Here is a 26,014-nt window from a genome sequence, read left to right on the forward strand (position 1 = left end):
AGAGCGTATTGCTACGCTCTCAGTCTATAAAAGTGCGGTTAAAAAACAGCGTGTTTTTATGAAAAGAATTAATCTTCACCCCATACTTCTTTGGCGATTTCTTCAACGTAACGGACTTTTGCCCATTGCTGTGCTTCCGTCATGATATTCCCTTCTTCTGTTGAAGCAAAACCACATTGTGGGCTTAAGCAAAGCTGTTCAAGTGGAACATATTGAGTCGCTTCTTCAATGCGTGCTTTAATAGCCACTTTATCTTCTAATTCAGGGAATTTTGAACTGATTAAGCCTAATACGACTCGGCCTTTGTGTGGATTATTGGCAAAGTGTTTTAATGGTTCAAACCCACCAGAACGCTCATCATCATATTCAAGGAAGTAGCCATCGTATTGGGTTTGGCCGAATAACGCATCCGCAATTGGGTCGTATGCGCCGGTTAGTAAATAAGTTGAACGGAAGTTGCCACGACAAACGTGCGTTGTGATAACCATATCTGCTGGTTTAGCGGCTAATACAACTTGAATATTTTCAAGGGCTTGTGCTTTATCTGCTTCAAATTCTGGTTTTAAGTGATTGTTACAGAGTGAACCCCAATACACATCATCAAATTGTAAATAACGGCAACCCGCATCATAGAAGGCTTTGATCGCATCTTTATAAGCCTGTTGAACATCTTTGGCAAATTCTGCACGTGTAGCATAAACGCCCGTATCCCATTGGATTGGATACATTAATTGATTTGGGCTTGGAATGGTATATTTTACGACGCCACGATCCCCAACAATGTCTTTTAATTTTTTGAAATGTTCGATAAATGGATGGTTTGGATTCCAAGATACTTTACCGCAGCAACGTGTATTATAAGGTTTGGTTTCAACACCATTAAATTTATAACCGTGTTCAGGGTGATAACCTTCAATGCCATTTAGGTTTTCTAAGAAATCGATATGCCAAAATGCACGGCGATATTCTCCATCTGTGATGACTTGAATACCTGCATCTAACTGAGCTTGTACCAATTTAGCAATTTCTTGATCTTCAACTTCCGTTAATTGTTCACGAGAAATTTCACCTGCTGCAAATTTTGCACGAGCTTCTTTTAAAGGTTGAGAACGTAAGTATGAACCGACAGTATCAGCGTGAAAGGGAAGTGTTTTTGATGTCATGTTTATATCCTTTTTTTAATTTTCGTATGCTGATTTTAACGTAAGGATATTTCACGATCAAAGTAATGATTTTTTCATTCATGATGAAAATAATTAATGCAGAGACAGATTAGCTTTCAGCAATTCCCATCGCACAAACGGCAGCCGAACTCCATGCCCATTGGAAGTTGTAGCCACCTAACCAGCCGACAACATCGAGCACTTCACCGATAAAATAGAGTCCTTTAATCTTTGTTGCTTCCATCGTTTTTGATGAAATCTCATGAGTATCGACACCCCCCATCGTAACCTCAGCCGTTCGGTAGCCTTCAGTGCCATTAGGAATGAATTGCCAATTGTGGATTAAATTTTCTAAATTTTCTAACCGCACTTTACTTAAGTTCGCGATCACTTCATCTCGAATTAAGCCTTGCTCTAACCAAAGTTCGATTAACTTTTTCGGTAATAAACGACTTAATACAGTTTTTAACTGCAATTTAGGTGAAGATTGACGCATGTCATCCAGGTGATGACGAATGTTGTTATAAGGTAATAAATCTAAATGAATGCTCTCACCCGGTTGCCAATAATTTGAAATTTGCAAAATGGCAGGGCCAGATAAACCGCGATGGGTGAATAGCATTTGATGAGTAAAGGTTTTGTTTTGATTTGTTGCCGCTACGTCTAATGAAATGCCGGATAGTGCCGCGTAGAATTTTTCACTTTCTCGCCACGTGAATGGCACAAGGCTTGCTCGCGGAGGAATCACATTTAATCCAAATTGTTCTGCAATTTGATAGCCAAAAGGCGAAGCGCCTAAGCCAGGCATGGAGAGCCCACCTGTGGCGATAATTAAATTCTGGCATTGCCATTCAACCGCATTTACCTTTAATTTAAACCGCACTTTAGGATCGTTTTCAACGGCTTCGACATCACTCACTTCGCTGCGTAGTTGAATGTGAACACCGTATTTGTCACATTCCGTTCCGAGCATCTTCACGATATCTTCTGCACCGTTATCACAAAATAACTGACCTAATTCTTTTTCGTGGTAAGGAATGCCATACTCAGCAACTAAAGCAATAAAATCCCATTGTGTATAACGTTTTAAGGCAGATTTGACGAAGTGTTTGTTTTGGCTGATATAACGGCCAGATGTGATTTCCATATTGGTGAAATTACAGAATCCGCCGCCAGACATTAAAATTTTTCGACCAATTTTCTTACCGTTATCAAAAATGGTGGCTTGTTTGCCCAGCTTTCCTAACTGTGCGGCACAAAATAAGCCGGCGGCACCGGCTCCAATAATGATATTTTCTGAATAGTGAGACATAGCTTATTGTGAGGTTTGTCCTTTTTCAAAATAGTCTATCATTTTGATTCGTTGGATGACAGTACGGCGATCCACGGCTGCATTACCTGAGTCTAATAATTGCTGCCAATAAGCTTTGGCTTTTTCGGGTTCATGATTTTTAAAAGCTTCCGTCGCCAATAATGTGATTACCGAGATTTCATGTTTATCTTGTTTTAAGGCTTCATCCATTATTTGCTGGATTTGTGGTGTGATGTTTTGACCGGCTTGATAATAAAGTGCGGTCGCTTTGAGGCCTAAAATAGCCGGTGTTGTGCCTGAAATTTTTTCTGTATTGCTATAGGCAATGAGTGCATGATCAAATTCATCATTTTGCATATAGGCATCACCTAGCTGAGCCCAAAGCTCAGGGTTATTCACATCTTCTCGAATTTTATTTTGAATTTTGAGCACCATATCTTCTTTTTTATGCACCATTGATGTATCTGCTTTTTTATTAGCAAGCTCAATCATCTCTTTTTCACCTTGCTGAACACGCTCAAAACGATCAAGGGAGAAGTAATAACTTAAAGGAAGAACCAATAAAATAGCAAAGACCCAAATGGCGGATTTGGTTTCAAATTTAACCGCACTTTTTTCCTCTTTAGGCGCTATATGAGGTTGATTTTCAAGCGGTTTGGGTTCGTCTTCTGATTTTTTTGTGGAAAACAAAATCAACGCAAAAGCCCCAATTAATAGCAAAATAGGCAATAACCAGAGGAGTGCGGTATTCCACTGGAAAGGGGGCTTATAGTTCACGAAATTACCGAAACGTGCTGTCATTGTGTCGATAATTTGCTGGTTTGTTTTTCCTTCATCTACCATTTTATAGACTTCGATACGCAAGTCATAAGCGATGGGGGAGTTGGACTCAACTAAGTTCTGATTCTGACACTGTGGGCAACGTAAGGATTTTGCCAGTTCAACAGCACGAGTACGATCGGCTTGGTTTTTAAACGCATAGGTATCCACCATTTCTGCGTGAGCAAAAAGGGCGAAAGTCAGTAAAAGTGCGGTCAGAAATCGGGTTAATTTTTTCATTTTACTTTTTTGTTAATTCATCAAGTTTTGGTTTTATTTCGGTAAGCCACGTTTCACGATCCATATAGCCAGAATGACGATAACGGATCATGCCGTGTTCATCGACAACATAGGTTTCTGGTGCACCATCTACGCCCAATTGCATCGCAAATTCACCACGGCTATCGTCAATAGTGAGTATAAATGGATTGCCCATACGTTCGAGCATCGCAATGCCGTTTTGAGGTTTGTCACGATAGTCAATGCCAACAATGGGCACGTCTTTTGAAATTTCCATCAAGAGAGGGTGTTCTTGTTGGCAATAGCCACACCAACTTCCCCACACATTAAGCAAGAAAGGTTTTTTGGGAAAATCTCTCGGGCTGACAATTTGACTCGGTTCAAGTAGATTTGCTTGATAGAATTCTGGCACAGGCTTATTAATGAGTGCAGAGGCAATTTGTTTTGGATCTTTATGTAAACCAACAAAAAGCAGTAAGCAAACGCTCAATAATAAAATCAGTGGTAAAAACAAAATAAACTTTTTATTCATCACGTTTTCTCTTCAAATTGATGGCTGAACATAATGCGCCAAGTGCCATTAAAATGCCTCCGAGCCATAACCAGCGAATAAGCGGTTTGTAATGCAAGCGGAATGTGAATTCGCCTTTGCCTAAGTTATCGCCCATCACAATATATAAATCGCCCCAAAAGCCAGCATCTAACCCTACTTCGCTCATGGTCATGGTACGAACGTCGTAATAGCGGCGTTCAGGTATAATTTCAGCGTAAGGTTTACCTTGTTTTGACACACTAAAGAAAGCGACTTCGGCGGTAAAGTTTGGTCCAATTTCATTGGAAAAACGATCATAATGGAATTCAAATTGACCTAATTGCTGGCTTTGTTGTGGTGCGAGTCGTACACCTAATTCACTGCCGAAGTAACTACTCATCACTGCGCCCATTGTGGCAATCGCTACACCGCAGTGTGCGAGAATCATCCCCAAATAGGCCAGTCTTACTTTTACCCAATTTTGCCATAAGGTGACGAATAATACCCAAATAGCGAGGGTAAGTAACACATAAGCGAAGAAATGGAATCGTAATGCACTGTCATTTTGCAGCGCATTCCAAATCATGCCATAAGCAATCACCGCAGCGGGAATAAGTAATAACAAGCGTTTGAAAAAGTGTTTCTTATCGGCTTTAAACCAGCCTAAACAAAGAGTGCCCGCCATAGCAAAAAGTACTAACGTGAGCAATGGCAAGAAAATGCTATTAAAGTAAGGGGCACCCACGGAAATACTTCCCCAATTCATGGCTTGGAATAGCATCGGATAGAAAGTGCCTAAGTATGTGCTGACGGTGGCCACGGTCAATACGATGTTTAAGCCTAAAATTGCCCCGGTTTTAGAAATGAGCGGAAATTTAACCGCACTTTCGTTGGTATTTGTGCGTAGGGCGAATAAACTGAGCGAGCCGACAGTCAATAAGAAGAAAATCAGTAATAGAACATAACCACGGGAGCTATCTAAAGCAAAAGCATGAACAGAGGTTAATGCACCTGAACGGACAATAAATGTGCCTAATACACTGAATGCAAAAGCGAGTAGGGAAAAGAGTGTTGTCCAGTAGCTAAACATCCCTTGCTTTTCAGTCACCATCAAACTGTGTAAAAGTGCGAGTCCCAATAACCATGGCATAAGTGAAGCGTTTTCTACTGGGTCCCAGAACCACCAGCCGCCCCAGCCTAATTCGTAATATGCCCACCATGCACCGAGCACGATCCCTAATGTTAAGAATAACCAAGAAACGAGCACCCAAGCTCGCATTGCACGCGCAATTGCTTGTGCAGAACGATTAAAGATTAAAGCTGAAATGGACATGGCAAAGTTAACGGCAAAGCCCACATAACCGACATATAAAAGCGGCGGGTGGAAAATTAAGCCGATATCTTGCAGCATTGGGTTGAGATCTCGCCCTTCCGCAGGGGCGGGGAATGCTCGCCCAAATGGATTGGAGTAGAACAAAATGAAAATAGCAAACCCAAGACAAATTAAGCCGAGCAAAGAAAGAGTTTGTGCAGAAAAAGTGCGGTCATTTTTGCGAGAGAAAAAGGCAAAAGCCACTAACCAAAGACTTAATGTGAAAAGCCAAAATAAAATAGAGCCTTCATGTCCGCCCCAAGTGGCGGCAACTTTGAAAAATGTTGGTAGCTGAGAATTGGAATGAGCTGCCACGTATTCCAATGTGAAATCATCTGTCGCAAAAGAGTAGGCAAGAATACCGATTGAAACGCTCGTAAAAATACCGAAGCAATAACTTAATCCCCAAGCCGTGTTGGTGAGAGAGGGTTTATTTCGCCAAATACCAATTTGCGGCACGATGGAAAGTAAGAGCGCCGCGGTGGTGGCAAAGAGTAATGAGAGAAATCCGAGTTCGGGAAGCATAGTATTCTTCAGTATTATATTAAAGGTTGAATTTTACAAAATAAGGTTAATTTTAAGCATGAAAAACATACGTAAAATTAACCGCACTTTATTCTTCTAAATAAACAAAAGGCGTATTGTATACGCCTTTTGATTAAATAAGAAATTTATCCTTACGCAACGGTAAGTTGTCCGCCGTACAAGATGAAGTAACGTAAGCAGAGAACCCCGATTAAGTCAAAGATTGATACAAGGATAATAAAGTTCTTGTTGTATTTTAAGCTGTCTTTTGCTGCAAGGTTTGCAAGTAGAGGAATGATGATACCAATTAAGAATACCCCAATCCAGAACACGGCACCCCAGAAGCCGGAAAGTGCATTGTGCAATGCAACTACTTTCTGACCACCACCGAAGTGTAGACCAACAAAGAAACAGATTAATAAACCAAGTTCTGTCACCATAATTGGCACTTCAAATTTATGAATGAAGTGTGATTCATGGCTATCACCTTTTAATTTACCTGCAATAAGGATAAATAAGAAGGTTGCAGCGATACCTGAAGAGGTACCTGAAGCCAAGAATAACGCTGGTAGAACAGGGTTATTTAACATTGGGTAACTGATCAATGCTGATAGCAAGAAACCGGTATAAGCCCCTAGCACAGCGGCTAAGATGAAGAGAATAACCTCTACAGGACCAGTTAAACGTTCTAATACATTGATAATTTTACCGACAAAGCCAAGTTTTGGCATAAAACGTTGGATGAGCGCCATGATATCTTCTTTGAAGATAACCGCACACCAACATACCAAGAACAGCATATAAACTTGGAATAACATTACCCCCATAGACATTACAGAGTTGAATTGATAGTTAAACATCAATTTCCAGAATGTCCAAGGACGTGCCAAGTGGAAAATTAACAGGGTTAAACCAATTAATGTTGGCACAGAACCTAAAACGGCGGCTGCTCGGATAATCCAGTTTTTGCTAGGATTTTCTAATTTGTGACTACGTTTATAAGCAATCGCTAATTGTACCGCACCGGAAGAAATACCAAGTAAGAACAAATAGATAGCGATTGTTGAATCCCACACCAAGTTAGGTGTGTGAAACGGAACAGGATAATCTAATGTCATCTTCTTGGCTCCCCGTGTTGGAATGGAATATGGTAAAGATTTGGTTGAGTACCTAATTCCACTTTAGTGCGATAAACCGGATTTTCTTTCACTTTGCGGGAAACTGCACTGCTTGGATCATTCATATCACCAAAGGTTAATGCTTTGGTTGGACAAGCTTCTACACAAGCAGGTTGTTTGCCTGCTGCTAAGTTTGTATCGCGACAGAAGTTACATTTATCCGCAGTACGGTGTACTGGGTGAATGAAACGTACGCGGTAAGGACAAACTGCAACACAGTATTGGCAACCTACACAAAGATCTTTATGCACATCTACGATACCTGTTTCAGGATCAATAAATGATGCACCGGTTGGACAAACTGCCACACAAGGGGCGTTTGTACAGTGTTGGCAAGATTGACGGAAAAACTCGTATTCTTGATTTGGGAATTCGCCGTAAGGTTCACTACGGAGAATTTCCAAACGTGAAACGCCTTCAGGAACGTGGTTTGTTTCACGACAAGCATCCATACAAGCGGTACAGCCGATACAAGCTGTTTCGTCGTGTACCATTGCATAGCGTTTCGGTTTATCCGCCTTTTCCTCTTTCGCTAAAGAGGTAACTGATGTCCCCGTCATAAGGATTAATGCCCCCATGCCGGAAACAAAGTTTCGGCGTGAACAAGCTGTCATTATTTATCCTTTTGTTCGGTTGATTGCGTTTGTGATTGTGCGTCTTTTGCCGCTTTGCGTTTTTGTTGTTCGCCGTGGCAATCTACACAAAGTTTCACACGATTTTTCGGTTGAATACCTTTCATCGCATCATCTTTCGGGTGTAATGTGTGGCAGCTTGCACAAGGCAATTTCATTGCATGAACATCGTGCGCCCAAAGTTTTTCACGAAGTTTTGCAGGTTGGTGACAGGCAAAACAAACTTGGTTTTGTTCTTGTGCGGTATACATTGGTTTTTTATCACCAAAGATATCGCCATCAAAACGCATCACATCTTTTGCACCACGACGGTGATCTTCCGAAATATTACCGTGACAGTTTACACAGTTAATTGGTTTACCTGTGTTAGGGCTTTTTTGATTTAAGTGTGTGCCGTGGAATTTACCAAAGTGTAATTCACCACCAGATTGATCTAAAGTTTGGTTTTTATCAACTTGGTCAAATTTGTGACATTTCGCACAATATTGGTTTGGATCACGTTGGTTATCCAATTGTGGCTCATAAGTGATTTGAGAGGCCGGTGTTTTTGCCATCTCTTCCGCACTTGCAGCCATTGGCATTGCCGCAAGCATTGCAAGCAATGCGAGGGATTTTGCCGATTTGCTGATTAAAGAAGTTAAATTCATTCTGATTACCTCAAATATATGGTTAAAAATGACCGCACTTCGGCACTTTAGTTACAAAGTGCGGTTCTTTTTTTATTGTTTTGTTGCGGTATCTTCAGCTAATTTGCCATTGGCTTTCGCTTCTTTTACCCATTGAGGTACAACAGTTTCTAAGAATTCTTTTTTCGCTTGACGTTCTTTCTCGATATCAATACCCATTACTTTCCATGCTTTATCAGCTGTAGAAATATCTGGTACTTCAACCGGAGTTTTCACGCCATGTTTAGTTAAGATTGCTGCAAGTTTAGCACGTGCATCCGCAGCTTTGTCGATACCAGAACCTAATACGCGAAGCATTACATCAGGTGCGTGCATGTGACCACCGTGACTTGCTGCTGCGTAGTCCCAACGCCATTGAGCGTGACGGATATCCATTAAAGCAGGTTCCATTTCTTCTTTAGTTGCACCTGCATCCCATGCCGCTTTCGCTTCAAAGTGAGCACGAACAACTTGATCTTCTAAACGACCCATTACATCTTTCACTTCTTTTTTACGTGAAGCAACGATGTCTTTAAGTTTTTCTTTGCTTTGATCGTGACAGTTTGCACATGTGGTATCAAATGCATCGAATGGGTTTTGGATTTGGTGGTCGGTGTAAACTTTACCGTCTTTACCTTGTACTTTAGGCATGTGACAGTCGATACAAGTTACGCCGTTTTTACCGTGCATACCTAAAGACCAAATTTCAAAGTCAGGGTGTTGCGCTTTTAACATTGGTGCTTTAGAAAGAGAGTGAGTCCAGTCACTGAAGCCGATATCATCATAGTATTTTTCGATGTCATCAACAGTTTGACCGTTATCCCAAGGGAAGGTTACTTGTTTTAAGTCGCCCGCGAAGTAGTATTCAACATGACAGTTTGCACAGATTTCAGCACGTTTTTCAGTGCGAGCAGCTGTGTTAAAGCTTAAGTTAGCTTGTTCTTTACCTTCAGCTTTTGCTTTTGCTTGAAGTGCATTATTTAAGTGATCTAATGCACGAAGAACGTGTGGACGAGCAATACGTAATGCAGGTTTGCCTTCAGCAAAGTCTTTAGAGGTCGTATCGTGACAGTCAGCACAACCGATCGAGTTGACAATTTCTGGTCCACCTTTAGCCCATTTGGCACCAAAGTAACCATCTTCACCCCATTCTGCAATTAAACGAGGAACGTCTGGACCTTTACAAGTCCAACATGCCATTGGTTGAGGGCCATCATTTGCATTTTTGGGCGCACCAGTACGTAAAATATTACGTACATCTTCTACTGCATAAACGTGACCACGAGGTGCGTTATATTCTTTTGCGAAAGAATAGCCCCCCCATAACACGATTAAACGAGGATCTTGTTCATTAGCATAGATGATTTTGTCGCCTTTTTCAGTCGCTTTCCACGAATTGAATTGGCTAGGATATTTCTCAGCAAATTTTTCATTCACTGCTTCGATTTTTAAATTAGGGTTTGGTGCTTCCACAGGTTGTTCAACAGGCTTGTATACCATTTCAGCCATCGCTGAGTTATACACACCTAAAGCTGCGAAAGAAGTGGCCAAAACAAGGCTTTTTCTCAATGCGTTCACGATAATCACTCCATTAGGAAAGAATAAAAAAACAATTTTAAATGCGAACAATTCCTATTAAGCTTTTGAATTCACTCATAAAAATAGCTCAACGCAAGCATAAGATACCAAAAAGCAGTAGTTTTCCTAAGGTTTTTTTTCAAAACTTTGAGGTTGATCAAACTTTAAAATCAAAATACTCACAAAGGGGTATATTAGTATTGAGAAAGTGGTAGAGGAGAATATTCTAAAAGAGGCAAAAAGTGCGGTTGATTTTCATCGTGTTTTTTTTACTTGTTTGAGAGGGATTAAAGCTTTGTGATTAGCTACTCTAGATGGCTTTTTCTAATATTCATTTTTACGCAAACGTTAAAATGTAAATTTTGTGTAAAAAACGGTGCAAAAAACAAACATTCCCTTGACCTTGTGCTTAGCTCCTATATACTCCAAGAACTTTATTATTTACTTGCTTAGTTTGCATTATTTTAGCTTCGCAATGACTTATTGACTTATTTGTTAGAGAGAACTTTTTATGAACAAAGTATTTAAGATTATTTGGAATAAAACGACACAATCTTTCGTCGTCACATCAGAATTAGCAAAAGGAGCCGTAAAAGCTTCTTCAAACTCCGAACAACGTGTAACAAGCGAAACACGTTTGTCTTCTCTTTTTAAACTTTCAGCATTTGCACTTTCTTTATCTGCGATGATGATGCCGGCACAGGCAAAAGTGATTGTGGGGGAGGAAAACAATGCACCTACACCTACAAATGTAAATCCTTATAGTATTGCGGTTGGGGACCGTGCCACATCAGCAACCGCTGAAAAAACTACCGCTATTGGTAATGGCGTAAATGGTCGTTATGCCAATAGTGTGTTGATTGGTGATGGCGCAGGAAATTATGGTGGAACTACAGGTAACCGTAATATTCTCATCGGTCAAAGTGCTCAAGTTGGCGATAGCACTTCTTCTCGACAAGTAAACCAGTCTATTGCTATTGGAGCCGGCATTAGAGCTAGTAATACGGGTACATTTGGTGGTAATTCTATTACTGAAGGTGCATGGGCTCGAGGCGATCAATCAATTGCGATTGGCGGTAATGTTATTTCTTATGGTAATGCATCAGTTGCAATTGGTGGGGATGATACTGATTCAGCAGCCGCTACACAAACGACTTATATCAATACTAATGGCCAAGATAAAACGGGAACGGTTCAACAAGCATTTAAAGATTTAACTGGAGGAGATCTTCAAACTCCCCGTTGGATGAATACGATTGCTGGTGAGGCTGCTGTATCATTAGGAACAAAAACAAAATCAGGGGATCTTTCATTAGCATTAGGTTCATTGGCTGCAGCTGAAAAAACGAATGCTGTCGCTGTTGGTACAGGAGCTAATGCAACTTTTGCAAACTCTGTTGCGATTGGTGGTGGTTCTGCGACGGATAAAGCGGGGGTTGCCTATACTACTCGTACTATTTTAGGGACAACTTATACTTGGGCTGGTGGTGCTGATACTATCGCGGGGGACGTTGTTTCCATTGGTAAAAAAGGCTATGAACGTCAACTCATCAACTTATCACCAGGTGATATTTCTGCAAACTCGACTGATGCAATCAATGGTTCTCAGCTTTATGCTGCGATGGCAGAAATTGAAAAAATCCGTTATTTCTCTGTGAAATCAGATGTAGCAGGTAACCGAGATAATACTGGTGCATCAGGTGTTGATTCTATTGCCATTGGACCTAATGCAAGTACGGCGTCTACTTCAGCTAGATCTATTGTGGTAGGGAATGATGCATTTTCTAGTCATGCTGATAGTGTTTCATTAGGTAATGGTGCTCAAACTAAAAACAATAATTCCACGGCTATAGGTACTCTTGCAAAAACAGAGGGTGCAAATTCTATTGCTGTTGGATTGAATGCGAGCACAACTCATGCAGATTCTATTGCAATGGGCTCAAATGCGACGGCAGCTGAAAATAAACTTGTTGCCATTGGACCCGATGCTAAATCAACTGCGAGATATGGTGTGTCATTAGGCTATAAAGCATCATCAAATGGTACTGCTTCTATTGCCATTGGTAATTCAACGAATGCATCTCACGACAATGCAATTGCTATTGGTGATGCGGCAAACACAAATTCGTGGGCGACAATTGCTATCGGTAATAATGCGAGCGCTGCGGCAAGCAGAACCATTGCGGTTGGTCGTAATGCCTCTGCAGCTGGACAGACAGCTATTGCGATGGGTATTGATAGTAATGCAAGCGAATATTCAGCTATTGCTATTGGTGAATTAGCAACTTCTACTGGTGGTTATTCTGTTGCTATGGGGCATAAAGCCAATGTAGAAGGCAGTCTTTCTGTTGGTATTGGTGTTTCATCAAATGCAAACGCAACATCGACAACAGCTGTTGGCTCTTATGCTAATGCATCAGCAAATTATGCAACAGCCTTAGGCACTAGCTCAGCTGCTTCAGGAGTATATTCAATAGCTTCAGGTTATGCCTCAAAAGCACTTGGGTATAATTCGATGGCTTTAGGTTTCTCTGCTATTGCAAATAATACTCAAGCTATCGCGATGGGGACGAGTGCAAATTCTTCCGCACATAGTTCTGTAGCGATTGGTGCTTCATCACTATCTAATGGCAATAATGCTGTTGCTATGGGCGTGCGAGCGAATGCTTCAGGTGTAGATTCAATGGCTTTGGGTTTATATGCAAATTCCTCCGCTGAAAGGGCAGTTGCTATTGGTCGGACATCGGTTTCTTCAGGAGATAGTGCTGTTGCTATTGGTTGGTCGTCACTAGCTAACGCTAGCCAGGCTGTGGCAATAGGGATAGATGCAAAAGGGATAGGTGTGGATTCAATGGCCTTTGGTTCACATGCAAATTCCTCTGGTGAAAAAGCGGTTGCCATTGGTAGAGCATCGGTTTCTTCAGGAGATAGTGCGGTTGCTATTGGCTGGAAATCACTAGCTAACGCGAGCCAGGCTGTAGCTATAGGGATAGATGCAAAAGGGGCTGGTGTCGATTCAATGGCTTTTGGTTCACATGCAAATTCTTCAGGTGAAAAAGCGATCGCGATTGGTAGAACATCATTGGCTAATGCAACCCAAGCTATGGCAATGGGTGTGCAATCAAAAGCGTCTGGAGTTAATGCAATGGCTTTTGGCGCCAACTCAAACGCGTCGAATGAGACAACAATTGCTATCGGTGTTAATTCATTAGCAAGTGGTGTAAATACCGTGGCTTTAGGACAAGGGAGTAAAGCGACTGATTATTCTGCGATGGCGTTTGGCCTAGGCGCAAATTCATCAGGTCGATATTCAATTGCAATTGGCCAAGGTACGAAGGCAGCGATAGAGCATTCTATTGCAATGGGGTATTCTGCGAATGCAGCAGAGGCTTTCGCTATTTCTCAAGGAGCTTATTCTGAAGCCACTCAACGAGCAGCTATAGCATTAGGTTATACAGCTAAAGCTACAGACCGAGATGCGATGGCATTAGGTTCATTCGCTAATGCTAGTGCGAACAGTGCCGTTGCTCTGGGACCACATGCTAAAAGTACAGCATATAAATCTATTGCCCTTGGTGCTGATTCTGAAGCAGGAACAAATATGTTTGATGCTAACTCAACAAGTGCTGTATTTAAAAATGATGCAGGTTCAAATTCAGAAGTGAGATTTGCAGCAAGTTCATCTAGCATTGGCGGAGCAGTTTCTGTAGGTAAGGCGGGTAACGAACGCCAAATCCATAATGTCGCTGCGGGTCGTATTTCTGCGACTTCAACAGATGCGGTAAATGGTTCACAACTTTACACCGTGTTAAATAACAGTGGATTTAATGTTCAAGAAAATGGCAACGCTAAATCACGTATCAATAACAATGATGTAGTAAATTTCAAAGATGGAAACTTAACTACCGCGAATGTGACTGATACTGAAAATGGCACTATTGTGAAATTTGATGTGAATACAACAAATATCACGACTAATACGACGACAGGTAATGCAACAGCTACAAATCCTAATAATATTGCTACGGCAGGTGATGTGACCAGTGCTATCAATAATGTGCGTAATATGCCAATTACTTTCACGGGTAATACAGGAAGTGCGGTCAAAAAATTAGGTGAATCTTTAGGTATTGTGGGGGATGGTACCGATATTACAAGTACTGCTGATGCAAACAATGTGACATTTACGTTAAATAAATCAACTGTTGTTACAGCAGGGGACAATAAGGCTGTAACCAGTGGTGCAGTTGATACCGCCATTAAAGCCATCAACTTGACTACTGCAGGTAATGCAGGGACTGGCGCGGTTAATCTGGCAACACAATCTTTAAATATCACAGGTTCAAATGGTTTAATTACCGTAGCCAAAGATAATGGCATTGAAGTGAAAATTGATGATGCTACTCGTAAAAAAATTGATGATGCAAGTTCTGCAAAAGAAGTATCAGCTTCGGTTTCTGGTTCATCTGCAGTTTCTGTCACACCAAATGGTACAACAAAAAATGCTGATGGTGTAGAAGTAACAGATTATGCTGTGGATCTTTCTCAAGCCACAAAAGATGATATTCAAAAAGGTATTGATGCGCATACTATCGTTACCAATAAAGGCCTAACCTTTACTGGCACAACAGGGACTACAACAGCGAAAAAATTAGGTGAAAGTGTTGAAATTTCAGGTGATGACAATATCACAACTGAAGCAACAGATGATAAAGTTCAAATTAAATTGAATAAAAATATCACCGTTGACAGTGTGACTGCAGGTAATACCAAAATTGATAAAAATGGTCTGAAAGTAGGTGATATTACTGTTACAAATTCACCAATTACAGTGAATGGTAATGCAGTTAACAACATCAATGATGCAATCAATCAAACTGCAAAACAAGCATTTAGTCCTCTTACTTTTGCAGGAGATACTGGCTTAAATGTTGAACGTAAATTAGGTACAACGGTTAATATTAAAGGCGGTCTGGCTGATGACGCTAATCTTTCTGACGATAATATTGGTGTAATTGCTGATGGTGAAGATACGTTAAATATTAAGCTAGCAAGAGATATCAACATCCGTAGTGTTACAACTGGCGATACTGTGATGAATAGTAACGGTATCAAAGTGGGTGATGATGTTGCTCTAGATAAAGACGGCTTAACAGCAGGTGATGTATCTGTAACTAAAGATGGTATTAATGCAGGTGATAAGAAGATCACTGATGTTGCAGCAGGTGATGTGAATGAAACATCAAAAGATGCGGTAAATGGTAGCCAACTTTATCAAACAATCAATAATCTCACCACAAAAGGTTTTGGGTTAACTGCTCAAGATGGTAATTCTGTGAAGAAACCATTAGGTGAAACGATTGAGGTTGTTGGTGCAGATAAAAATATCAGCACTAAGGTTGAAGGTGGCAAAGTTAAGATTGCTTTATCGAAAGATATCAACGTTGATAGTGTCACTGCGGGTGATACCAAAATTGATACAAATGGTTTGAAAGCAGGTGATGTTACTGTAACTAAAGATCCTATTACTGTAAATGGCACCACAGTTAATAATGTGAATGATGCCATCAATAAAACGGCTGAACAGGCATTTAAAGCACTCACTTTTGGTGGTGATAATGCACCGAAGAACTTTGAGCGTCGTTTAGGTGATAAAATCTTTGTAAAAGGTGGTGCAACGGGGGCATTATCTGATAACAATATTGGTGTTGAATCTGATGGTAATGGCACATTAAACGTGAAATTAGCTAAAGATCTGAAAAACCTAGATAGTGCTGACATTGGTGGTGTAACTATCAATAACAAAGGCATTGATATGGGCGATAAGAAAATTACAGGCTTGAAAGCAGGTGAAGATAATACTGATGCAGTAAATGTTTCACAGCTTAAGAAAGTAGAAGAAGTAGCTAATAAAGGCTGGAATTTAACAGCGAATGGCAAGGATTCTTCTAATGTAAAACCTGGTGATACCGTTAATCTGAAAAATACAGATAAGAACATCGATATTACTAAAGATGGCCACAATGTAACGTTCAACTTAGCTAAAGACATTAAAGTTGATAGTGTAACCGCTGGTGATACCGTGATGAATAATGACGGTGTGAAAGTTGGTGATAATGTCGCTTTAAATAAAGATGGATTAAAAGCTGGTGATGTCTCTGTAACAACAGATGGTATCAATGCTGGGAATAAGAAAGTAACCAATGTTCAAGATGGTGATGTAACGAGCACATCGAAAGATGCGGTGAATGGTAGTCAGTTATACGTAGTAAAAGAACTTGCAGGTAAAGGCTGGAATGCTACTGCAACGAAGAAAGCTGGAACAACTGGTGAAGTGACAGGTACTTCAGTTGCAAATGTAGCACCTGGCGAGACTGTAAACTATATCGCAGGCGATAATATCAAACTTGAACAGAATGGTATTAACTTTACTATTTCTACGACAAAAGACTTGAAAGCTGAAAATGTGAATGCGAAAACGGTTAATACCACAACGATTAATCTTGGTGAGGGTGATAACTCAACCCCAATTACAGTAGTAAGTGGTAAAGATGCAGCACCGAATATTGATGGTAAAACACCAAATCGTATGAACTTTGGTGGTGAAACTATCGCAACATTAAGTGATGGCTTAAAATTTGGCGCAAACGTAGGCGATGTTTACGGTGCGAAATTAAATAGTCAAATCAATGTGAAAGGCGCTGATAGCAACACAAACTGGAGTGAGTTTGATGGTGGTGATAATGTGATGACAAACATTGATAAGAGCGGTAATGTTCGTGTAGGTATCAAGAAAAACCTTAAAGTGGAAAGTGTAACGGCAAACAAATTCACTGCGGGTGATACTGTGATTGATAACAATGGTGTAACCATTAAAAATGGTCCAAGTATGACTAAAAATGGTATTGATGCAGGTAATAAACAAATTACCAATGTTGCCCCAGGACGCATTGCAGCAGACAGTACTGATGCGGTAAACGGTAGCCAATTACACGAAGTAAAAGCTGACATGAATAACAAGATCAACCACTTAAATGGTCAAGTGAACAAGTTAGGTAAACGTGTCAATGCGGGTACTGCAAGCGCGTTAGCGGCTTCTCAATTACCACAGGCTTACATTCCAGGTAAGAGCATGGTATCTGTGGCAGCGGGTAATTACCAAGGTCAAAATGCAGTGGCATTAGGTATGTCACGTATTTCAGACAACGGTAAAATCATTATTCGTTTAGCCGGTACGAGCGATACTCAAGGTAAAGTGGGTGTGGCAGTTGGTGCAGGTTACCACTGGTAATTTATCGTTAATAAACAAAAGGCATGGGAAACCATGCCTTTTTTATTGCCAAAAGAGCGGTCGATTTTCGATCTATTTTTCGTATAATAGAAAGAACTTAACTCGGAGAAGAATATGATTATTGGACCTTATATTAATGCTCTGGCGATTATTAGTGGCGCAGTTATTGGATCGATGCTAGGTGGACGCATTCCAGAACGTTTACGTACTAATTTAACTTTGATCTTTGGCCTGTGTTCTATGGGCATGGGCATTGTGATGGTAGCGAAAACGACAAATATGCCTGCAATGATTTTATCGGTGTTATTAGGCACGATAATTGGCGAGTTGCTTTTATTAGAACATGGGATTAATAAGCTTGCTTCATCAGCGAAAGGTCTTGTTGAAAAGATGTTCCCTGATACACCAAGTAGCATGCATAACCAAGAAGAGTTCTTATCTAAATTTGTTGCGATTGTGGTTTTGTTTTCATTTAGTGGAACGGGTATTTTCGGGGCGATGAATGAAGGGATGACAGGTGATTTTGATATCCTTATTGTGAAATCCTTTCTAGATTTCTTCACCGCGATGATCTTTGCTACATCGCTCGGCATTTCTGTCGCGAGTATTTTTGTGCCACAAACATTGGTTCAAGTGATTTTAGCTTATTCTGCAGTATTTATTATTCCTTTTGTGACACCTGAAATGCGAGGTGATTTTGCCGCAGTAGGCGGTATGCTAATGATAGCGGCAGGTTTTCGCATTTGTAATATTCAAATGTTCCATGTGGCAAATATGTTGCCGGCTCTTTTCCTCGCCATGCCAATTTCTCATTTCTGGAGCACCTTTTTCTAAAAAAAATAGGCGTGTATCACGCCTATTTCTTTTTCTGACAATGGGGGCAATAAAAACTATTGCGTTGCCCAATAACCATGCTTTCAATCTTAGTGCCACATTTTGGACAAGGTTTGTCTTTGTTTCCGTAAACTAACAATTCTTGCGCAAAGTACCCGGGGCGACCATCAGGTTGTAAGAAATCTTTTAATGTTGTTCCACCTTGTGTAATAGCTTTTGCTAAGACGTTTTTAATCGTTTCAACGAGCAAAGCACATTGGTTTCGCGTGAGGTTTTCGGCTAATTTCATGGGGTGTAAACCACATAAAAAGAGCGTTTCATTGGCATAAATATTTCCTACACCTACAACGACAGCATTATCCATTAAAAAAGTTTTAAGTGCGGTCGATTTTTTACGTGATTTCTTAAAAAGGTATTCAGCATTAAATTCATCTGAAAGCGGTTCAGGACCAAGTTTTAGGAAAAGATGAAAGTCGTTTAAGCTTTCAGTCCATAACCATGCACCAAAGCGTCTAGGATCGTTATAACGCAGTAATTTGCCATTATTCATCACAATATCAAGGTGATCGTGTTTATCAATAGGACTGTCATGAGGCACAATTCGAACGGAGCCAGACATCCCTAAATGACCAATGATGTAACCTTTTTCTGTGTGAATAATTAGATATTTCGCACGACGAGAAGTATCCAAAATTTTGACGTTTTTGAGCGTTGTTAATTCAGGAGAAACAACCCAGCGTAATTGTGGTTGGCGCACTACAATTTTTTCAATGGTAAAACCTTTCAAATAGGGACTGACACCGCGTAGGGCAGTTTCGACTTCAGGAAGTTCAGGCATAGATAATCTCAGTAATGAATTTATGGTATAAAAAAACCCGAACAATGTCGGGCTTTTTTTCAAATCAGCAAAATTATTTGATTTTTGCTTCTTTATAGATAACGTGTTTACGCACTACTGGATCAAATTTTTTGATTTCCATTTTTTCAGGCATATTACGTTTGTTTTTATCAGTTGTGTAGAAGTGACCAGTCTCTGCTGTAGAAACTAAACGGATTTTCTCACGAGCGCCTTTAGCTGCCATGTTTTAGCTCCTTAGATTTTTTCGCCACGAGCACGGATTTCAGCTAACACTGCATCAATGCCTTTCTTATCAATAATACGCATACCTTTCGCAGTTAAACGTAAGGTTACGAAACGGTTTTCACTTTCAACCCAGAAACGGTGAGTGTGAAGGTTTGGAAGAAAACGACGACGTGTCGCATTCAACGCGTGTGAGCGGTTGTTACCCACAGCTGGACGCTTGCCTGTTACTTGACAAACTCTAGACATAATAATCTCCAATAATTTAAATATAAGCTCGAGCTTATGGTTCGGATAATGAAGCTTAAAACTAAGCTTGCTTCCTCGTCAGGTCGCAGTATCCGACCCACTTACTATATTAAAGGTCGCAAATTATACTGACTTTATTTTCATTTCTCAAGTCCAAAAGCGATTTTTCCGTCTTTAAATGGAAATGAACGATAAAAAAATCATCAAATTCCCTAAAACTATAACAGATTATGTTCAGCAAAAGAATAACAAGTCCCTTTGCCGACAATAAAATGATCCAAAATACGAATATCCATTAACTCGGCAGCTTCAATAATTTTTTGTGTGATCATTTTGTCAGAATAGCTTGGTTCTGCCAGACCAGAGGGGTGGTTGTGAGCCAAAATTAAGGCGGCTGCATTGCAGTAAAGGCTTTCTTTGATGATTTCACGAGGATAAACATTCGTTACATTAATTGTTCCTAAAAATAACCGCTCTTTTTTAATCAAACGATGTTGATTATCTAGAAATAACACCATAAAAATTTCACGTTCTTCGTGATGAAGCTCAGCTTGAAGATAAAGCTTTACCGTAGATGTGTCGCTAAATACATGCTCTATCAGTAATTCTTGCTTCAGATACCGCTTTGTCATTTCTGTGGTGGCTTGCAGTTGAATAAACTGCGTAATGCCTAATCCTTTTACTTTGCAAAAGGCTTCTTTATCTGCGCTTAATAAGGTTCGAAGAGAGCCAAAATGTTGCAGCACATTATGTGATAATTCCATGACAGGGCAACCTTTAATCCCTGTTCGTAGAAAAATAGCGAGTAATTCATGATCTTCTAAGGCTTCAACGCCGTATTCCAATAATTTTTCACGAGGCATTAAAGGAGAGTTTGTTTGCATATTAATTAATGAAAAGAAAAAGTGCGGTTAATTTTCATGATGTTTTGAATCTTGGCGAGAAGTCTGTTTTATTTTTGGTATAGCGATCGCAAAAATAAAATTTTTTATTGGTGAAATTTGAAGTAAAATAGACAACCTTAAGTTGTTAAGTACTAACACACAAAAAAACATATCCATTCTATTAAGTCGTAGCGGAGTAGCAAATGAGCTTGAGCGGAAAGCGTATTGTTGTCGGGATTACAGGAGGCATTGCCGCCTATAAAACCATTGAGTTTATTCGTTTATTACGCAAATCTAACGCAGAAGTTCGAGTGGCTTTAACACCCGCTGCCGCTGAATTTGTCACACCTTTAACGCTACAAGCCATTTCGGGCAATGCGGTTTCTCAGTCTTTACTTGATCCTCAAGCCGAATTAGCCATGGGGCATATTGAGCTCGCAAAATGGGCTGATGCGATTGTGATTGCACCAGCCAGCGCCGATTTTATTGCACGTTTAACCGTTGGAATGGCAAATGATTTACTAAGTACGATTTGTCTTGCGACAAGTGCGCCTATTTTGCTCGCACCGGCTATGAATCAGCAAATGTACCGCCAGGCGATTACACAACAAAATTTGACCGCCCTTTCTGCTCGAGGCATTCATTTTGTTGGACCAAATAGTGGCTTTCAGGCTTGTGGTGATGTGGGCGCAGGGAGAATGTCTGAACCCGCTGAAATTTTTGAGTCGCTTCAATCACTTTTTGCCGTTCAACAAGATTTAGCTGATTTAAGCGTTACCATTACAGCAGGCCCGACGCGTGAAGCTATTGATCCTGTTCGTTATATTTCTAATCACAGCTCAGGCAAAATGGGCTTTGCGATTGCCGAGGCCTTTGCTAAGCGTGGGGCTAATGTTACTTTAATTGCGGGGCCTGTTAATTTGGCTACGCCGAAGAATGTTCATCGCATTGATGTGACAACTGCCCATGAAATGTGGCAAGCTTCCCTTGAAAGTGCGGTCAAAAATCGTATCTTTATTGGCTGTGCCGCAGTAGCAGATTATCGAGTTGCGGAAGTTGCGGATCAAAAAATTAAGAAAACCAATGATAACGATGAGCTTTCTCTTAAATTGGTGAAAAATCCAGACATTATCGCAACTGTGGCAAGTTTAGAAAAAGATCGTCCATTTGTGGTGGGCTTTGCCGCTGAAACGCAAAATGTCGCTGAGTATGCGAAGAGCAAACTTCAACGCAAAAATTTAGATATGATTTGTGCGAATGATGTATCGGGTGGGCAAGTATTCGGACAAGATCAAAATGCCTTGCAGATTTTTTGGAAAACAGGCGAAAAAGCATTGCCGTTAGCCGATAAAAATACATTGGCAGAAGTGTTGGTCGCTGAAATTGTTGAGCATTATCACAAATAAAATAGGCTCAAAATTCGTTAGATTTTGTGACCGCACTTTTGTATTTAAGATTTCTTTTAAAGGATAATAAGCATGAAGAAAATTGATGTAAAAATTTTAGATAGCCGTATTGGCAACGAATTTCCTTTACCAACCTATGCAACTGAAGGTTCAGCAGGTTTAGATTTACGTGCATTGCTTGAAGAGGGGATTGAGATTCAGCCAGGCGAAACTAAACTTATCCCAACAGGCCTTTCAATTTATATTGCCGATCCAAATCTAGCTGCGGTGATTCTGCCTCGTTCTGGTTTAGGCCATAAACACGGTATTGTATTAGGTAACTTAGTGGGCTTAATTGATTCAGATTATCAAGGCCCACTCATGGTATCAGTATGGAATCGTGGTAGTGAACCGTTCAAAATCGAAGTCGGTGATCGTATTGCCCAATTAGTTTTTGTGCCGGTAGTACAAGCTGAATTCAATATTGTTAGTGAATTTACCGAAACGGAACGTGGTGAAGGCGGTTTTGGTCATTCAGGTAAAAAATAAACTATGGTAGAACAATTATCTCTCGTAGAAGTTGATGAGATTGCGGCGGAAATCAAACCGCCAAAAATCGAAAAGCGTACGGTAAAAGAACGTCGTCAACAAGTGTTGACGGTGCTCACCCATATGTTGCATTCTGAACGCGGAATGGAGCGGATGACGACGGCGCGTTTGGCGGAAGAAGTAGGGGTGTCAGAAGCCGCACTTTATCGTTACTTCCCAAGTAAAACCAAAATGTTTGAAGCGTTGATCGATAATATCGAAGCGAATTTATTTAGCCGTATTACAGCATCAATTCGTAATGAAACAAACACCATGAATCGTGTGCGTGACATTATGCAGATGATCCTTGACTTTGCGCGTAAAAACCCTGGTTTAACTCGTATTTTAACGGGACATGCCTTAATGTTTGAAGAACCACTTCTACAGGCTCGTGTCGCCCAATTTTTCGATCGTCTTGAAATGCAATTTGTGAATATTTTACAAATGCGAAAATTACGTGAAGGACGTGGTTTTAACGTGGATGAACGTATTATTGCAGGTCATTTAGTGACGCTTTGTGAAGGACAATTTATGCGTTATGTCCGAACAAATTTCCGTTTAGGCGCTAATCAAAGTTTTGAACAGCAATGGCGTTTTCTTGAACCACTTTTTGCTTAATTGACTTTAGTTGATAAATATATGATTATTCCGTGGCAAGAATTGCCAACAGAAACGTTAGAAAATATAGTGGAAAGTGTGATACTTAGGGAAGGTACCGATTATGGTTCACACGAATTTTCTTTAGAACAAAAAAAACAACACCTACTAAACAAAATTCACAATGGAAGTGCAGTGATTGTTTGGTCAGAATTACATGAATCCATTGATATAAAAGATAAAATGGAATTTCTAAAATAAATCAATAGGAGCTTATATGTCAGAAAATATAGAATTATTAGAAGAACAAAAGCCGCAGGACGATGATCAACAACGTGATCCTGCTCTGGATTGGTTCCTAACTCACTGTCATTTGCATAAATATCCTGCAAAATCGACCTTAATCCATGCAGGGGAAGATGCGAATATTTTATATTTCTTAATTAAAGGAACCGTGATGGTTTCATCGAAAGATGATGAAGGCAAAGAGATGATTTTATCTTATTTAGGTGCCGGACAATTTTTTGGTGAAGCCGGTTTATTTGATGAAGGCTCGAAACGTTCTGCTTGGGTGAAAACGAAAACGCCTTGTGAAATTGCGGAAATTTCCTATAAAAAATATCGTCAGCTGATTCAAATTAATCCTGAGATTTTAATGTTCCTTACTGCTCAGTTATCAAAACGTTTGCAAAATACATCTCGACAAGTGACGAACTTGGCCTTTTTAGATGTAGCTGGACGTATTGCTCAGGCGCTTATGCACTTGGCAAAACAACCTGAAGCGATGACGCATCCTGATGGTATGCAGATTAAAATTACGCGTCAGGAAATCGGCCAGATGGTAGGCTGTTCGCGTGAAACCGTAGGGCGAATAATTAAGATGCTGGAAGATCAAAATCTCATTCATGCACACGGCAAAACCATTGTGGTTTATGGCACAAGATAGCAAAAATAACCGTCTCTAATCAGACGGTTATTTTGTTTTTGTTACATTGATGTGATAGTTGAAATGGCTTTGTTAATTTTTATACGAAAAGCGAAAAAATACTTCTTTTAGTGCAATATCTTAATTGACAAAATTGCGGAAGACTTCTATCATAATACTGCCTTCCAACGTGGTTTGTTTGGAAGTCAGGATTGGTCTCCTGAATATATAAGTGGCTTTTGAAAGATGCTTAATCTTTTAATTTTATATCGCAGACTGGAACCCCAGAGATGCTTTAAATCTATGGTGGGCTAGGTAGAAATCCCGCAGGGATGCGATGCAGTAAGCCACTTGCTGTTAAGACCAATTCTGCTTAGTTCCACCACCCTTCAAAACAATCTTCAATTTTCAAATATTCATCAAAATCACTTCAAACGAGAAATTTTCAGTTAAAGTGCGGTCATTTTTTGCTTTATTTTTGACAAAAAAATACCGGCCCATTTCTGAGTCGGTATTTCATTTGGTGTGTGTTATTTCACTTTTTGTTTCATGGCTTCTGCCACAAGTTCAGCTTCAGGGCCGAGAACCACTTGTAAGCCATCATTACCAATTTTCACGATGCCTTTTGCACCAAGAGACTTGAGTTGCTCTTCATTAATTTTGTGTTGATCCACTAAGCTTAAACGTAAGCGAGTGATACAAGCATCAATATTTTTGAAGTTGTCAGCACCACCTAAAGCATCAATAAATTTGACCGCTCTTTCTTCGCGAGATTGGCTTGCTACTGGTTGTGCAGTAGTGGTTTCTTCCGCTTCTTCGGTACGACCTAATGTTTTTAGGTTGAAAGCTTTGATTGCTAAACGGAATACCACGTAGTAAATCACGAAGAATACTAAACCTTGTACGATTAGCATATACCATTCAACTGCTAATGGGTTGCGTGATGAAAGCACCATATCCACAAGACCTGCACTGAAACCGAAGCCTGCGATCCAATGCATTGTCGCCGCGATAAAGACGGAAATACCGGTTAATACCGCGTGGATGAAGTAAAGCACTGGCGCAACAAACATGAAAGAGAATTCTAACGGTTCAGTGATACCCGTAAAGAATGAGGCAAATGCACCCGCAAGCATAATTGATGCCACTTTTGTTTTTTGGCTTGGTTTAGCACTGAGATAAATCGCTAATGCCGCACCCGGTAAGCCGAACATCATGACAGGGAAGAAACCGGCTTGATACATACCCGTTACACCAACTGTTGCCGTACCTTCAGCAAGTGATTTCGCACCACCTAAGAAGTTTGGAATATCGTTGATACCAGCTACGTCAAACCAGAATACAGAGTTTAATGCGTGGTGTAAGCCAACCGGAATGAGTAAACGGTTGAAGAAACCATAAAGACCTGCACCAACTGCGCCTAAGTCTTTAATGCTTTCACCGAATGACACTAAACCGCCGAAAATATATGGCCAGATGTAGAGCAATACGAAGCTAAGAAGCATCATAACAAAAGAGACAACAATCGGCACAAGACGTTTTCCGCTAAAGAAGGAAAGTGCTTTTGGCAATTCCACTTGATAGAAACGGTTATAAAGTTCAGCCGAAATTACCCCGATTAAAATCCCAATAAATTGGTTATTGATTTTTCCGAAGGCAGCAGGCACTTCGCTTACATCAATATGTTGTAGTTGAGCAACACTGCCTGGTGAAAGTAGAGTGGTTACCACATAGTAACCCACTAAACCTGAAAGCGCAGCAGAACCATGTTTGTCCTTAGATAAACCGAAAGCAACGCCAACGGCAAAAAGCAGGCCCATGTTATCGATGATAGCACCGCCTGATTTAATTAAAAATGCAGCAAGTTGACTGTTTGCACCCCAGCCATCAGGGTCAAGCCAATAACCGATACCCATCAGTACAGCAGCTGCTGGTAAAACAGCGACAGGTACCATCAAGGCCTGCCCAATTTTTTGCGCATAACCTAACACATTCATTTTTTTCTCCTATTTATAAGTAATGAAGCATTACTTCATATTTTAAAGTAAAAAAGAATATTTTGTATAGATGTTGTCACTTTATCTTAAATTTGAGAAGCCGATCACAAATTTTGAAATTAAACTTCAAAAAATATTTTTTTATGGCGTGAGTTTTACTATAATGA

The 26,014-nt window shown here is 40.3% G+C and carries 21 protein-coding genes; 7 read left to right on the forward strand and 14 right to left on the reverse strand.

What is annotated here, in order from left to right:
• Nucleotides 1-68: 68 nt before the first annotated feature.
• The 9 genes from AC979_RS03380 to nrfA all read right to left on the reverse strand — a co-directional run bounded on the left by AC979_RS03380 (nucleotide 69) and on the right by nrfA (nucleotide 10,016).
• A complete protein-coding gene (locus tag AC979_RS03380) occupies nucleotides 69-1,163 on the reverse strand; it encodes a 5-methyltetrahydropteroyltriglutamate--homocysteine S-methyltransferase (RefSeq protein WP_049372858.1) in 1,095 nt (364 codons plus the stop codon).
• A gap of 109 nt (nucleotides 1,164-1,272) precedes the next feature.
• Nucleotides 1,273-2,475, reverse strand: coding sequence for an NAD(P)/FAD-dependent oxidoreductase (locus tag AC979_RS03385; RefSeq protein WP_049372859.1), 1,203 nt, complete (start codon nucleotides 2,473-2,475; stop codon nucleotides 1,273-1,275).
• A 3-nt stretch (nucleotides 2,476-2,478) separates the two neighbouring features.
• Entirely contained in the window at nucleotides 2,479-3,534 is a 1,056-nt protein-coding gene (gene nrfF, locus AC979_RS03390; RefSeq protein ID WP_049372860.1) for a heme lyase NrfEFG subunit NrfF, read from the reverse strand.
• Between the two features lies 1 nt (nucleotide 3,535).
• Nucleotides 3,536-4,066, reverse strand: coding sequence for a DsbE family thiol:disulfide interchange protein (locus AC979_RS03395; RefSeq protein WP_049372861.1), 531 nt, complete (start codon nucleotides 4,064-4,066; stop codon nucleotides 3,536-3,538).
• On the reverse strand, nucleotides 4,059-5,963 hold the full coding sequence (gene nrfE / locus AC979_RS03400; protein WP_049372862.1) for a heme lyase NrfEFG subunit NrfE: 1,905 nt from the start codon (nucleotides 5,961-5,963) through the stop codon (nucleotides 4,059-4,061). The genes AC979_RS03395 and nrfE overlap by 8 nt, the downstream gene beginning before the upstream one ends.
• Before the next feature lie 152 nt (nucleotides 5,964-6,115).
• Entirely contained in the window at nucleotides 6,116-7,081 is a 966-nt protein-coding gene (gene nrfD, locus AC979_RS03405; RefSeq protein WP_049357764.1) for a cytochrome c nitrite reductase subunit NrfD, read from the reverse strand.
• The gene (gene nrfC / locus AC979_RS03410; RefSeq protein ID WP_005695543.1) at nucleotides 7,078-7,755 is read right to left on the reverse strand and encodes a cytochrome c nitrite reductase Fe-S protein; all 678 of its coding nucleotides are present in this window, start codon (nucleotides 7,753-7,755) and stop codon (nucleotides 7,078-7,080) included. The genes nrfD and nrfC overlap by 4 nt, the downstream gene beginning before the upstream one ends.
• Nucleotides 7,755-8,420: a cytochrome c nitrite reductase pentaheme subunit gene (gene nrfB, locus AC979_RS03415; RefSeq protein ID WP_049372863.1), complete on the reverse strand. Its 666-nt coding sequence runs from the start codon at nucleotides 8,418-8,420 to the stop codon at nucleotides 7,755-7,757. Before nrfB ends, nrfC begins: the two co-directional genes overlap by 1 nt.
• 72 nt (nucleotides 8,421-8,492) lie before the next feature.
• Nucleotides 8,493-10,016: an ammonia-forming nitrite reductase cytochrome c552 subunit gene (nrfA, locus tag AC979_RS03420; RefSeq protein ID WP_180363118.1), complete on the reverse strand. Its 1,524-nt coding sequence runs from the start codon at nucleotides 10,014-10,016 to the stop codon at nucleotides 8,493-8,495.
• Nucleotides 10,017-10,527: 511 nt separating this feature from the next.
• On the opposite strand from nrfA, the gene AC979_RS03425 reads away from it, so the two are divergent.
• On the forward strand, nucleotides 10,528-17,307 hold the full coding sequence (locus AC979_RS03425; RefSeq protein WP_049372864.1) for a YadA-like family protein: 6,780 nt from the start codon (nucleotides 10,528-10,530) through the stop codon (nucleotides 17,305-17,307).
• A 114-nt stretch (nucleotides 17,308-17,421) separates the two neighbouring features.
• Nucleotides 17,422-18,141, forward strand: a complete 720-nt coding sequence (locus AC979_RS03430; RefSeq protein ID WP_049372865.1) for a DUF554 domain-containing protein — start codon at nucleotides 17,422-17,424, stop codon at nucleotides 18,139-18,141.
• A gap of 22 nt (nucleotides 18,142-18,163) precedes the next feature.
• Here AC979_RS03430 and mutM read toward each other — a convergent pair whose 3' ends face one another.
• The 4 genes from mutM to radC all read right to left on the reverse strand — a co-directional run bounded on the left by mutM (nucleotide 18,164) and on the right by radC (nucleotide 20,355).
• Nucleotides 18,164-18,979: a DNA-formamidopyrimidine glycosylase gene (gene mutM, locus AC979_RS03435; RefSeq protein WP_049372866.1), complete on the reverse strand. Its 816-nt coding sequence runs from the start codon at nucleotides 18,977-18,979 to the stop codon at nucleotides 18,164-18,166.
• Nucleotides 18,980-19,052: 73 nt separating this feature from the next.
• The gene (gene rpmG, locus AC979_RS03440; protein ID WP_005613503.1) at nucleotides 19,053-19,223 is read right to left on the reverse strand and encodes a 50S ribosomal protein L33; all 171 of its coding nucleotides are present in this window, start codon (nucleotides 19,221-19,223) and stop codon (nucleotides 19,053-19,055) included.
• Nucleotides 19,224-19,234: 11 nt separating this feature from the next.
• Nucleotides 19,235-19,471 (reverse strand): 50S ribosomal protein L28, encoded by a 237-nt coding sequence (rpmB, locus tag AC979_RS03445; protein WP_005599762.1) that lies wholly within the window; start codon nucleotides 19,469-19,471, stop codon nucleotides 19,235-19,237.
• A 218-nt stretch (nucleotides 19,472-19,689) separates the two neighbouring features.
• Entirely contained in the window at nucleotides 19,690-20,355 is a 666-nt protein-coding gene (radC, locus tag AC979_RS03450) for a RadC family protein (RefSeq protein ID WP_049372867.1), read from the reverse strand.
• A gap of 203 nt (nucleotides 20,356-20,558) precedes the next feature.
• Between radC and coaBC the strand changes: the two genes are divergently transcribed.
• The 5 genes from coaBC (at nucleotide 20,559) to crp (ending at nucleotide 23,871) form a co-directional block, all read left to right on the forward strand.
• Entirely contained in the window at nucleotides 20,559-21,761 is a 1,203-nt protein-coding gene (gene coaBC, locus AC979_RS03455) for a bifunctional phosphopantothenoylcysteine decarboxylase/phosphopantothenate--cysteine ligase CoaBC (protein WP_049372868.1), read from the forward strand.
• A gap of 72 nt (nucleotides 21,762-21,833) precedes the next feature.
• Nucleotides 21,834-22,289 carry a dUTP diphosphatase gene (gene dut, locus AC979_RS03460; protein WP_049372869.1) on the forward strand — a complete coding sequence of 152 codons (456 nt, stop codon included), beginning with the start codon at nucleotides 21,834-21,836 and terminating at the stop codon, nucleotides 22,287-22,289.
• A gap of 3 nt (nucleotides 22,290-22,292) precedes the next feature.
• The gene (gene slmA, locus AC979_RS03465) at nucleotides 22,293-22,946 is read left to right on the forward strand and encodes a nucleoid occlusion factor SlmA (protein ID WP_049372870.1); all 654 of its coding nucleotides are present in this window, start codon (nucleotides 22,293-22,295) and stop codon (nucleotides 22,944-22,946) included.
• 21 nt (nucleotides 22,947-22,967) lie between these two features.
• Complete coding sequence (locus tag AC979_RS03470; protein WP_049363060.1) at nucleotides 22,968-23,186, forward strand: YheU family protein; 219 nt, start codon at nucleotides 22,968-22,970, stop codon at nucleotides 23,184-23,186.
• Between the two features lie 16 nt (nucleotides 23,187-23,202).
• On the forward strand, nucleotides 23,203-23,871 hold the full coding sequence (gene crp / locus AC979_RS03475) for a cAMP-activated global transcriptional regulator CRP (RefSeq protein ID WP_049372871.1): 669 nt from the start codon (nucleotides 23,203-23,205) through the stop codon (nucleotides 23,869-23,871).
• Between the two features lie 509 nt (nucleotides 23,872-24,380).
• On the opposite strand, the gene nagE is transcribed toward crp, so the two are convergent.
• Nucleotides 24,381-25,847, reverse strand: coding sequence for an N-acetylglucosamine-specific PTS transporter subunit IIBC (nagE, locus tag AC979_RS03480; protein WP_049372872.1), 1,467 nt, complete (start codon nucleotides 25,845-25,847; stop codon nucleotides 24,381-24,383).
• Nucleotides 25,848-26,014: the final 167 nt, after the last annotated feature.

The sequence above is a fragment of the Parahaemophilus parainfluenzae genome, assembly GCF_001053575.1.
Lineage (GTDB): Bacteria > Pseudomonadota > Gammaproteobacteria > Enterobacterales > Pasteurellaceae > Haemophilus_D > Haemophilus_D parainfluenzae_S.